Origin of the sequence: Paenibacillus sp. EKM10P, assembly GCF_011800655.1 — a bacterium.
In the GTDB taxonomy this organism is placed as follows: domain Bacteria; phylum Bacillota; class Bacilli; order Paenibacillales; family Paenibacillaceae; genus Paenibacillus; species Paenibacillus polymyxa.
Genome location: NZ_JAALET010000002.1, coordinates 907001 through 920923, shown reverse-complemented (window position 1 = coordinate 920923; position 13923 = coordinate 907001). Strand labels below are relative to the sequence as shown.

Genomic DNA, 13923 nt, shown 5'->3' with positions numbered 1-13923 from the left:
TCAGATGCTGTCCGTAGACGGACAGTGCAAGAGCTTCGGAAAGGGAGGCAACGGCTTTGTCCCAGGAGAAGGCGTGGGGGTCGTCTTATTGAAGCCGCTGTCCAAGGCGATAGCAGATGGAGACCCGATCCATGCGCTCATCCGGGGAACGAGCATCAACCATGGGGGCAAGACCAACGGGTATACCGTGCCTAACCCGATTGCTCAAGGGGAGCTGATCCGGTCAGCACTAGAGCGAGCCGGGGTACATGCCCGGACCATCAGCTATATTGAAGCTCACGGAACCGGTACAGAACTGGGAGATCCTATTGAAGTAACCGGTCTGACCCAGGCCTTCAGGAAAGATACCGCAGACAAAGGATTTTGCGCCGTGGGCTCTGTAAAGTCCAACATCGGACATTTGGAGGCGGCAGCGGGCATCGCAGGAATTGGGAAAATTGTTCTGCAGATGAAAAACCGGACGCTGGTTCCCAGCCTGCACGCCCAGGAACTGAATCCGAACATTCCTTTTGAGCAGACGCCGTTTGTCGTACAGCAGGAGCTGGAGGAATGGAAGCGGCCGGTGGTTGAGCTCAATGGAGAGACACGGGAATACCCGAGAATGGCTGGGATTTCATCGTTTGGAGCAGGAGGCGCCAATGCCCATGTCATCATTGAAGAGTACGTTCCAGAAGAGAAGGCGCCCATCCGTGTAACAGCTCACAACCCCGTTATTATTGTGTTGTCGGCCAAAAATGAGGATCGACTGAAACAGCAGGTCGAGAGATTGCTGTCCGTGATCGGGAAAGGAGAGGTCACAGAAAGCAATCTGGCTGATGCAGCCTACACGCTTCAGGTAGGACGTGAAGCAATGGAAGAACGCCTGGCGGTAATTGCCGAATCGATGCCAGCACTGGTGGAAAAGCTGGAAGGATTTCTAGAAGGCCACGATGGGATATCCGAGCTGTACCGAGGACAGGTCAAGCGAAACAAAGAGGCACTGTCCGCACTGATAGAAGATGAAGATATGGAAAAAACGATCACTGCCTGGATCGGGAAACGGAAATATGCGAAGATTGTGGATCTTTGGGTGAAGGGACTGGCGATGGACTGGAGCATGCTTTATGGAGATGCCAAGCCGCAGAGAATAAGCTTGCCAGCCTATCCTTTTGCAAAGGAGCGGTATTGGATCACGGATATTACGATCCCATCTGTAGAAAGAATCCCTAGTGAATCTCAAGAAAAAGCAGTTCATGTTCAGTCTCAAGTAATGCAGTCTGCTCTTCCTGAAGCTTTAATGCCATCCAGTTTTTCGAGTAGTTCTGAAAAACCAAGCGGGATTTCTTTACGGAATTTGTCAGACAGTCAGCCGCAGCTTAGCAAGTCTGCCAATCAGCAGACAGCACCGATTATTTTAACTTCCCCGGAAGGGGTAATGCACACGTCAGATAATGACAACGAGACGGAAGAACAGACGCCTGTGGCTCCTGCCCTATCCATATCGTCAGAAATATTGCAGGAGGAGCTGACAACAAGTCTGGCGCAAGCTTTATATATAGATCGGGACGAGATCGATGAGGATAAAAACTTTGTTGATCTTGGATTGGATTCCATAATAGGCGTAGAGTGGATTCGAAACATTAATAAACATTACGACACATCCATAACAGCGACAAAAGTCTACGATTATCCAACCATACGGGAGTTTAGCAAATTTTTAGAAAAGGAATTGGGCAATCGTGTAGCCCAATTAATCATGCCGTCTTCTGCTGCGTCTATTCTGGATCAGGCGCCTGCAAAGCATTTACCGCCGCTCGTATCATTGGAAACGGATAAGCAGACAGAGGCCTCACTTCAGATTAATTTAATGCCGATATCGCCTGAAAAGCAGCCGCAATTCGGCACGATTCCGTCTGGTGTCTCTACAGAGCAATTACGGAAAGAACTGACGGCAAGCCTAGCTGAAGCCTTGTACATGGAGCAAAGCGAGATTGAGGCAGATAGAAACTTTATAGATATCGGTTTGGATTCGATTATAGGCGTAGAATGGATTCGAAATTTGAATAAGCGCTACGGCACATCCATTGCAGCTACCAAGGTCTACGACTATCCGACTATTCTGCAATTTACCGAGTTTTTGGCACAAGAAATCAATAAGCACGGGGGCAAGAAAAGCTTCGTTCAGCAGCCCTTGAACACAGTCTCGGACACGGTCAAACCTATAGCAGAAGTCCATTTACCGCGACCAGAGACGATCCAATGCTCTCCAGCGCAGCTCCCTAAGGAGGAAACGGTGCCATTGCGTCGGGTAAAAGCAGAAGAGGAATCAGTGCCAGCAACTTCGGAAAATCAAGATGCAATTGCAATTGTTGGGATTTCGGGAAGATATCCTGGTGCCGAAGATGTACAGCAATATTGGAAAAATCTCGCTCAAGGTCAAAACTCCATTGTTGAAATCCCGAAGAACCGCTGGGACGTAGACCCGTTGTATGATCCGCGTCCGGCACAAGAGGGGAAAGTAAATTGCAAGTGGCTGGGTGCCTTGAAGGATATAGAATATTTTGATCCGTTATTTTTTAATATATCTCCTACCGAGGCGGAAGGGATGGACCCGCAGCAGCGCATCTTTTTGCAGGAAGCCTATAAAGCCTTTGAGGATGCAGGTTATAGCGGCTCACAGTTGGGAAATAAAAAATGCGGTGTTTATCTTGGCATTTTAAATAATGAGTACAGTATGATGCGCTACAAAAATGAAGCACAGTTCAGCAATACTACCGGGAACAGCAACGCTATTGCAGCGGCTCGTATTTCCTATTTCCTTAATTTGAAAGGACCCGCCATATCCGTAGATACGGCATGCTCCTCATCGCTGGTGGCAACTCACCTTGCTTGCCAGGCTTTATCAAATAAAGAGATTGAAATGGCGCTGGTCGGCGGTGTGTCCTTATACCTGACTCCTGAATCCTATATAGGTATGTCTGCATCCGGAATGTTGTCACCAGATGGTCAGTGTAAGACATTTGACAATAGTGCCAACGGCTTTGTTCCAGGCGAAGGAGCAGGGGTGCTGGTTCTGAAGCGGCTAAAGGATGCGGAAGCTGACCGGGATCACATCTATGGGGTTATTATCGGAACTGGGATTAATCAGGATGGAAAAACCAACGGAATTACCGCTCCAAGCACGAACAGCCAAATAGAGCTTGAGCAGGAGATATACAATAAGTATCAGATTGAACCCGAAAGTATTAGCTATGTTGAAATGCATGGGACAGGCACCAAGCTGGGCGATCCTATTGAATTGGAGGCTTTATGTACAGCTTTCAAAGAAAAAACAGATCAGAAGAAGTTCTGTGCCATAGGCTCGGTAAAGAGTAATATCGGGCATACTTCGGCAGCAGCAGGCGTAGCAAGCATGCAAAAGGTGCTGTTATGCATGAAGCATAAGAAACTGGTACCGACACTGAATTTCAAGAACCCGAATGAACATTTTGATTTCGATGATTCTCCATTTTATGTAAATACACAATTAAAGGACTGGCAACCTTCTCAAGGTAACAAAAGGCGGGCCGCTGTGAGCTCTTTTGGTTTTAGCGGTACCAATGCCCATCTTATTATTGAAGAATATCGTCCAGAGGCTGCAATTTCACCAGCAGACGACGAGTCACATAGTCCCGTTCTTTTCGTATTGTCTGCCAAAAATGAACAGCAACTAGTAACTTATGCCGAAAACATGAGAAACTTTATTGCCACTCAGCCCAACCTTAACTTGACAGATATGGGGTATACGCTGCAAGTAAGCCGTGAGCCGATGAACCACCGTCTGGCTTTTGTGGCAGATTCAAAAGAGAATCTACTACAAGCGCTGGATGGCTTGGTTCATCACCAACGGCCAGCTGGAGTCCTGACGGCTCAGGTGAAAAAGGGCAAGGACGGGATCGTGCTCTTTGAGGCAGATGAAGATGCCAAATCCTTGCTTGAAACCTGGATCAAGAAAAGAAAATTGGGGAAAATTGCAGAGCTGTGGGTACAGGGGCTAACGATGGACTGGAACAAGCTGTATGGGAACATCAAGCCTCGTCGGATTAGTCTGCCCACCTATCCTTTTGCAAAAGAACGGTGCTGGGCGCCCGAGCTAGACAGTAAGGCTGGTAAAGGTACAACTTCTGTCATGGCTGCAACGCTTCATCCTTTGCTGCACCAAAACACTTCCGATTTTTCGGAGCAGCGATTCAGTTCTAGCTTTACAGGCCAGGAGTTTTTCCTGAAGGATCATGTGGTGAATGGGCGCAAGGTGCTGTCTGGGGCCGCATCCCTTGAAATGGCGCGGGCGGCAGTGGAGCAATCACTAGGGACGGATGAGGGCGACCTGGTCGGAATGTGCCTTAAAAACGTGGTTTGGGCACGGCCTATTGCCGTAGAGGATGGCCCAATACAGCTGCATATCGGGCTTTTCCAGAATGAAGATCAAGAAATTTCATATGAGATTTATGGAAATAACGGAGCCGATGATACAGAGCTTATGGTATATAGCTACGGCAATGCGGTTCGGAGATCAGCGGTGGAGGTTCCTGCATTGAATATTAAAGATTTGCAGGATACATGCAGCAGAAGCTTCCATCCGGCAGCATTGTATAACCTTTTCAGAGAGCTGGGGATTGATTATGGTCCTGGGCATCAGGGGATTGAGATGGTATATGCCGGAGATGGCCAAGTGCTGGCGAAGCTATCCTTGCCCTCCTCAGTCTCTGACAATCAAGGCCAATTTGTCCTGCATCCAAGCATGATTGATTCAGCTTTCCAGGCATCCATAGGCTTGACGCTGGGCTCTCGCGAGATTAAGCCCGCTCTGCCGTATGCCATTCAGGAAGTTGAAATTATAAAACATTGCAGTTCCACCATGTGGGCGCTGATTCGATACAGTGCAGATGGTACAGCAGGAGATAAGGCACAGAAACTAGATATTGACCTGAGCGACGAAACCGGAGAGATCTGCGTGAGGATAAAGGGTTATTCATCAAGAATTCTGGATATAGACTCTATTCCCACAGACGCGCAGTCCAATTCTGGTACCTTGATGCTTGAACCCGTGTGGAAAGAGCAGGGAGTTAGCATAGAGGGTGATTTACCTGTATATGATCGCCATGTCGTGATCCTTTGCCAGCCGTCCTATATTTCTCGTGAACAAGTAGAAGCTCAAATAAGCGGCGCAAAGTGCATAATATTGCAACCTGATCAAAACGGAATCGGGGAACAGTTTCAGCATTACACCGTTCAGATACTTGAGCTAATACAAAGAATTTTTAGAGAAAAAAATCATGGCAAGGTGTTAATCCAGATTGTTACTAACGACCAGGAGGAACAGCAGCTTGTATCAGGGCTCTCAGGTCTTTTAAAAACCTCCAGAATAGAACATCCAAAACTGGTGGGGCAGTTGATAGAACTTGAACAGGATGAGGCCCCGAGTACAATCATAGATATTTTAAAAGAAAACAGCTGGAGTCCTGGAGACATCCAGATCCGGTATGGGAAAGGTAAACGGTGGATTTTCAGCTGGAACGAGATTCCATTTTCTCCGGAAACGGCGGACATTCCGTGGAAGGAGAACGGAGTATATCTCATTACCGGTGGTGCCGGTGGCTTGGGACTTATTTTTGCCAAAGAGATAGCGAATAAAGTCCATAATGTCGTGTTAATTTTAACGGGGCGTTCAGCACTGGATGAGGGCAAGCGGGCAGAGATAAAGAAATTGGAGTCATTAGGAGCACGAATAGCATATAAGCAGGCCGATGTGACCCGGGAGCAGGTTGTGGCTGATTTAATTCGGGGAATTGAGGCAGAATTCGGGAGCCTGAATGGCATTATTCACAGTGCAGGAGTAATTCGTGACAACCGCATACTCCAAAAAAATAGCGGGGAAATGCTGGAGGTTCTCGCTCCCAAAGTTTTAGGAGTAGTGAACTTGGATCAGGCGAGCAAGCACTTGCCTCTTGACTTCTTCATTCTGTTTTCGTCGGTTGCCGGAGGGCTGGGCAATCAGGGACAGGCAGACTATTCTACCGCTAATGCGTTTATGGATGCTTATGCCAGATACCGGAGCACATTGACAGGATCACAGCAACGCCAGGGGCAAACGCTATCCATCAATTGGCCACTATGGAAAGAAGGCGGGATGCATATTGATGAGGAGACAGAGAAGCTGGTAAAGCAGCACACAGGCATGGGCAGTATTTCAACTTCTTCTGGTATTCAGGCTTTGTACTGCGCCATGCTTACGGGTGCTGATCAGGTTATGGTGCTGGAAGGCAATCTCGAGAAAATGAAAAGAGCAATAGGCTTAGATATTCCGGAAACCGGACAGTTTGAAAAGGCGACGGGTGCTTCAGCAATTATTTCAGCCATTTCCACGACTGACGGAAATGCCGCGCCGGACCTGCAGGACAAGGTGCAAATCGCCATGATGCAGGCGGTATCGAAATTGCTGAAAGTCAAGCTTGAAGATATTGATGCCTATGTAGAACTGAGTGAGTATGGCTTCGATTCGATCTTGCTCACGCAATTTGCCAACAACATCAATCACTTGTATCGGCTTGAGCTGACTCCTGCCGTATTCTTTGAATACACTACACTTCATGACTTCTGCAGGTATTTAGTGGACGAATATGCCACCTTGCTTGGTGAGCAGTTTGTCGTCCAGACCCGGACTGAGCCTGCCGTGCAGAATGAAGAGGATGATAGGGAAGACAGCATCCGCAGTAGACGCCAGCGTTCCCGATTTGCAAACGAGAATGTGCTAGCTATGCCGCAACAGACCCAGGCTGGTTCTGAACCTATTGCAATCGTAGGCATAAGCGGTGTCTTTCCCATGGCCCGGGATGTAGATGAGTTTTGGAAAAATCTTGAGGAAGGCAGGGATTGTATCACTGAAATACCTGAAGATCGCTGGGATTGGAAGGCGTATTACGGTGACCCTGCGGAAGAGACCAATAAAACAAACATCAAGTGGGGCGGGTTTATTGACGGGATCTATGAGTTTGACCCTTTATTTTTTGGAATTTCACCGAGGGAAGCTGCACTCATGGACCCGCAGCAGCGTCTGTTAATGACCTATATTTGGAAGGCGATTGAAGATGCAGGCATTCAGGCAGCGAGACTGTCGGGAAGTCGTACAGGTATCTTTGCAGGAACTGCGAACAGCGGCTACAGCGGAATGATCTATCAGGGAGATGTGGGTGTGGAGGCGTATTCCTCTAGCGGAATGGCGCCATCGGTGGGACCGAATCGTATGAGCTATTTCCTTAATATTCATGGTCCGAGCGAGCCTGTCGAAACTGCCTGCTCCAGTTCGCTGGTGGCCATTCACCGGGCCGTAAAGGCTATAGAAGATGGAAGCTGCGAAATGGCCATTGCAGGTGGTGTCAATGCAATTATCACACCTGAGCTTCATATCAGCTTCAATAAAGCAGGGATGCTGTGTGAGGATGGCCGGTGCAAAACCTTCTCTGATCAAGCCAACGGTTATGTGCGTGGTGAAGGGGCAGGCATGGTTTTCCTGAAAAAGCTGAAGGACGCAGAAAAGGCTGGAGACCATATTTACGGCGTAATCCGAGGCACAGCTGTCAATCATGGTGGCCGGGCTAATTCCCTGACAGCACCTAATCCGAGGGCACAGGCGGATTTACTGGTAAATGCATATACAAAGGCTGGTATCGACCCAAGAACAGTCTCTTACATTGAGGCCCATGGGACAGGCACCGAGTTGGGTGATCCTATTGAAATCAACGGACTGAAAGCAGCCTTTAAAGAGCTATATGAGAGTACAAAGGGACCCGGGATCAAAGAGCCCCATTGTGGCCTAGGTTCGGTGAAGACCAATGTTGGACATCTGGAGCTGGCTGCCGGAATCGCTGGTGTCATCAAAGTTCTGCTTCAGTTGAAGCATAAAAAGCTTGTTAAAAGCCTTCATTGCGATGCCATTAATCCCTATATCAAACTTGAAGACAGTCCTTTCTATATCGTCCAGGAGACGAGTGAATGGAAGCAGCAGCAAGATGCTTCTGGGCACAATATTCCTCGGAGAGCAGGTGTCAGCTCTTTTGGATTCGGCGGCGTCAATGCTCATTTGATCATCGAGGAATATGTTCCGGAAAATCAGGAGAAAGATCCGGTAACCTTCGCAACCGAAAAGCCGGCTATTGTCGTACTGTCAGCCAAGACTGAAGGACAGCTGCAAGACCAGGCACGGCAATTGCTGGCTGCAATCCGGGAGCGCCAGTTCACAGACGGCAGTCTGGGAGATATAGCATATACCCTGCAGATGGGGCGCGAAGCGATGGAAGAACGTTTGGCCTTCACTGCGGTGTCTCTCTCTGAGTTAGAGGAGAAGCTAAAGGGATTTGTGGAAGGGCGAGAAGGCATCCCTAGCTTATATGTAGGGCAGGCAAAACGCTATAGAGAACAGGAAACAAGAGCGGGCGCGGCCGAGACGATTGAGTCGCTGGCTAGTGAAAGCGACTACGCCCAAATCGCACATCTTTGGGTAAAAGGCGCGGTTTTTGACTGGGACGTGCTGTACGAAAAGCATAAGCCAAACCGTATCAGCCTGCCGACCTATCCTTTTGCCAAAGAACGATATTGCGTAACCGATACCAATAACCTGAGGGGTGCCAACGATGTTGTGCTGAAGCAGGAGACGTCAGCTATCATTCATCCTTTACTTCAGCGAAATACGTCCGATATTTATGGACTTCAGTTCAGCTCCACATTTACGGGAAGAGAATTTTTCCTCGCTGACCATGTGATCAAGGGACAGAAGCTTTTGCCTGGAGTGGCCTTCCTTGAAATGGCGCGAGCGGCAGTAGAGCAAGTCGCTACATCTTCGGAAGAAAGTCGGATTTGTGTTCGTTTAAAAGATGTATTATGGCTCCGGCCTGTGGTAGCTGGGGAGCGGCCGATTGCTATAAATATCGGGCTTTATCCGCAAGATGGCGGAGAAATTGCCTATGAAATCTACAGCAAGTCTGAAACAGTGGATACAGAGTTAGTTGTGCATAGCGAAGGCAGCGCAGCAATTGCTCCGTTGGCTGAGATTCCTGCCATAGATATTGAGGGTCTGCTGGAGCAGTGCAATCTGGGAACCTATTCATCCCAGCAGTGTTATGAGGCGTTTGCAGCCATGCAGGTTTCCTATGGGCTAGGGCATCAAGGAATTGAAAAGATCTACACTGGCGTGGATCAGGTACTTGCCAAATTGTCCTTGCCTTCTTCTATTTACCAGACCATGGGACAGTTTGTGATGCATCCTAGCTTGATGGATTCCGCTTTGCAGGCGTCCATAGGCCTGATGATGGACACATACAGCGCTGCCATGTCTGACGGAAAAGTTTCAATAAAGCCGGCTTTACCGTTCGCATTGGAAGAGCTTGAGGTGTTTAGTGGCTGCACATCAGAGATGTGGGCTTGGGTCCGTAATCGTGAAGGCAGCAGACAGGATGGTCCAGTGCAAAAGCTGGATATTGATTTGTGCGATATGCAGGGGAATGTTTGTATAAGCATGAAGGGCTTGACATCGCGAATTGCAGAAGGAGGAACAGGGGGCTCAGATGAATTGACGATATCTGAGACTTTGATGCTTGAGCCTGTATGGGAGGAACAAGCCCTTGTCTCGGGAGGAACAGCACCTGAATATCGGCAGCATTTGGTCATTTTATGTGAACCAGCACATATTTCCGGGGAAATGATTGAATCACAGATGAACGGGGTGCATTGTCTTATCCTGCAATCCGAAGAGGAAAGCATGGATGCACGCTTTAGAACTTATGCAGCACAGGTGTTTGAGCAAATTCAACAGGTGCTCAAAACCCAATCCAAACACAAAACATTGGTTCAGCTTGTCATTCCGGTACAGGATTACAGACAGGTATTCTCCGGACTTTACGGACTCTTGCAAACAGCGCAGCTTGAGAATCCCGTACTGGTGGGCCAACTGATCGAAGTGGATGTGGAGGAAAATGCAGCAGATATTATAAATATCCTGCAAGAAAATAGCCGCAACTTCATGAGTACACATATCCGCTACCAGTGGGGCAGACGATATGCTGCCGCATGGACGGAAATCAAATCCTCGCAGGAAGTGGACCGTATTCCTTGGAAGGACAAAGGGGTTTATTTGATTACTGGCGGAACCGGCAGCCTCGGTTTGATTCTGGCTGAAGAAATGGCACGACAGGCTAAAGATGTCGCGTTAATTCTCGTCGGACGATCTATACTCCGTGGTCACACCAAAGCAAGGATTGAGGAAATAGAGGCTCTAGGAGCAAGAGTCGTATTTCGGCAGGCCGATGTCGACGATAACAGAGCGGTTGAGGATTTGGTTCGGGATATTCGGGAAGAGTTTGGGAAACTGGACGGAATTATTCACGCTGCAGGAGTAACCAGCGATAATTTTATGATTAAAAAAACAGAAGAGGAATTGCAGAAAGTATTGGCGCCAAAGGTTACAGGGTTAACGAATCTGGATCAGGCCTGCAAGGATATTCCGCTGGACTTTTTCATTCTGTTTTCATCTGTTGCAGGCAGTCTTGGGAATATAGGACAGGCTGACTATGCTGCTGCCAATGCCTTTATGGATGCCTATGCCAGATATCGCAATACACTTGTAGAACAGAAGCAACGCTATGGGCAGACGCTTTCAATCAACTGGCCGCTCTGGAAGGAAGGCGGAATGCGTATTGATAGTGAAATGGAACAAATCATGGAGGAAATGGGGATGTTCGCTATGGGGACCGACACAGGAATGCGGGCTTTATACCAGAGTCTGGCTTCTGGAAAAGATCAAGTCATGGTATTGGAAGGGCATGCCAGCCAGCTTAGAGAAACGCTCCTGCAGCAGCCATCCCTGAATCAGGTTGAAGATGCCTCCTCTATGATCATGGAGAGCAGAAAGGAGCCTGAAATCGGTCAAGACCTGCTTGCCGACAAAGCGGCAAATTATTTAAAGCAATTGCTTGCTACATCCATCAGACTGCCGGCAAGGCAGATTGAAGCCGATGCCCCTATGGAGAAGTATGGAATTGACTCTATTATGATCAGACAGCTGACACGTGAATTGGAGAAAACATTCGGCACATTACCCAAAACGTTGTTTTTTGAATACCAGAGTATCCGGGAGCTGACCCAATATTTTCTTGAAGTTCACCAGAAGCAGCTGATTCAACTGCTTGGAATGGAGGAAGAGGTCAACGCCGTCCAAGCGTTTACGTCTTCCACTGTGAAAGAGAACCCGGAAAGGCCGCTTTCCAGCAGCCGAAGACAAGCTCGTGAAATGCCGGCTCAGGCAAAATTGCTGGATCAGAAAAAACTCCAACCGCAGCCGAAAGCAGCAGGTGGTACGGGGGATATTGCCATTATCGGCTTGTCGGGCATGTATCCTGAGGCCGAGAATGTTGAGGAATTCTGGAACAATCTGCGTAATGGAAAGGACTGCATTACGGAAATTCCCAAAGAGCGCTGGGATCACAGCATATACTTTGACGAGGAAGGGAGCAAGTCTGGAAAAGCTTACAGCAAGTGGGGAGGCTTTATCAAAGGCGTGGATCAATTTGATCCGAAGTTTTTCAATATCTCTCCTAGAGAAGCAGAGATTATTGATCCACAGGAGCGCTTGTTTCTGAAATGCGTCTATGAAACGATCGAGGATGCAGGTTATACACGGGAAGGGCTTGGACTGGAAAGGAATGTAGGCGTTTTTGTCGGCGTTATGTACGAAGAATATCAGCTTTACGGGGCGCAGGAGCAGGCTAGAGGCAAAATGATTGCCGTTCCGGGGAATCCGGCCTCCATTGCAAACCGTGTTTCTTATTTCTGTAATTTCCACGGACCAAGCATGGCTGTGGATACGATGTGCTCATCCTCATTGACGACCATACATCTTGCCTGCCAGAGCTTACAGCAAGACGAGTGTGAGCTTGCCGTTGCTGGCGGTGTCAATGTCTCCATTCATCCGAACAAATACCTGATGCTTGGGCAGGGAAGATTCGTATCAAGCAAGGGACGATGCGAAAGCTTCGGAGAAGGCGGAGATGGGTATGTGCCGGGTGAAGGCGTAGGGGCCGTGTTGCTCAAACCGCTGACCAAAGCAATAGCAGACGGCGATCACATATACGGGGTCATCAAGGGAACCGCTGTGAATCACGGCGGGAAGACCAATGGCTTTTCAGTTCCAAATCCTAAGGCGCAGGCTAGTGTAATTGGAAGGGTCTTTAAGAAAGCTGGTATAAACCCCAGAACAATCAGTTACATTGAAGCACACGGCACCGGGACATCTTTAGGTGATCCCATTGAAATCGCTGGATTGCAAAAGGTTTTCCAGGAATACACGGAAGACACCCAGTTCTGCGCCATTGGTTCGGCAAAATCCAATATAGGGCATTGCGAGAGTGCAGCAGGGATTGCAGGAGTGACTAAGGTGCTCCTGCAGCTCAAATACGGACAGATCGCACCTTCGCTGCATTCAAGCACACTCAACCCGAATATCGACTTTAGCAATAGTCCTTTTTTAGTTCAGCAGGAGCTTGAAGAGTGGAAAAGACCGGTCGTCACGATAAATGGGAAGACCGTTGAATACCCGAGAATGGCAGGTATTTCCTCTTTCGGCGCCGGAGGCTCCAACGCCCATGTGCTTATTGAGGAATACATCCCTGAGGTACAGGAGACTAGACAAGCTCCTATGATATTGCAAAACCCGGCCATAGTCGTGCTGTCAGCCAAAAATCAGGAGCGATTGTACGAGCAGGTGCAAAGATTGCTTTCTGCACTCAGAACACCGGAATACGCGGAGGCCAGTTTGGAGGATATAGCATTTACCCTTCAGGTGGGACGGGAAGCTATGGAGGAACGGTTAGCAGTCATAGCTAAGTCTACGACGGAGCTTGAAGGAAAGCTGGAGTGCTTCCTAGCGGGGAATGAGGAAATCGACGGACTCTATTCGGGTCAGGCAAAGAAAAATAAAGATATTCTGACGGTTCTTGAAGCAGACGAGGACATGGAACAATTGGTGGATATCTGGATAAGCAAGGGCAAGTATTCAAAGCTGGCAGAGCTGTGGGTTCAGGGACTACTATTCGATTGGAACAGGCTTTACGGAAAGGTTAGACCTCATCGGATGAGTCTGCCAACCTATCCATTTGCCAAGGAAAGCTATTGGATCTCTACGTTTGGAAGCCAGTCCAAGGAAGTCAAGACGGAGCTCCCTGTAGTTGATATTCCAGCACAAAAGCAAGAGCCCGTTGTTTTCAGCCCTCCTACTGCCAACGCTAATGTGCAGGTACAGACATTGGCAAAGGTACCTGAAAAGCCGCAGGGTATTTTGCTGAGCTCAGTCTCTGATATCGAGAAGGTAGCCGACGCACCCAAAAAGGCAGCTAAGCCTGCAGAATTGAAGCCTGCTCCCCCGCAGCCTAAACCTATCAATTCTACACTGCAGCCCGCTGTCAGGGATGAGGCCAAGCGACCTGCTAACGGACCTACGGCTGTACGGGTGGATGCATTGGAGAAGGAACTAATTAAAAGTCTCGCTAAATCCTTGAGTATGGATGAAAAGGATATTGGCCGGGACGATAAATTTATCGATATGGGACTGGATTCTATTATAGGCGTAGAGTGGGTACAGGACGTGAATAAACGGTTTGGAACGGCTATTTCAGCAACCAGAGTATATGACTATCCTAACATCAAAGAATTTTCCAAATATTTAGCAAAGGAATTAAGCAAATCGGCGGGAGCCTCAAACCAAGTACCTGTAGAGTCAACTTCTACGCAGCCCATGCAAGCGTTGATCCAGAAGGTGCTGCAAGGTGAATTAAATGTTGAGCAGGCCGATCAGTTGTTCAAGCAATTACACTCGTAAATTGCCGACACGATATTCGTCCTATTTCATACGGCTAGGAG

Annotated in this window: 1 protein-coding gene; it reads left to right on the top strand. The window is 48.4% G+C overall.

The window, feature by feature from the left end; translation table 11 throughout:
• Positions 1–13882 (top strand): SDR family NAD(P)-dependent oxidoreductase (locus HFE01_RS09515; protein WP_167442858.1); only part of this gene is annotated, 13882 nt, incomplete at its 5' end.
• Between the last annotated feature and the right edge of the window lie 41 nt (positions 13883–13923).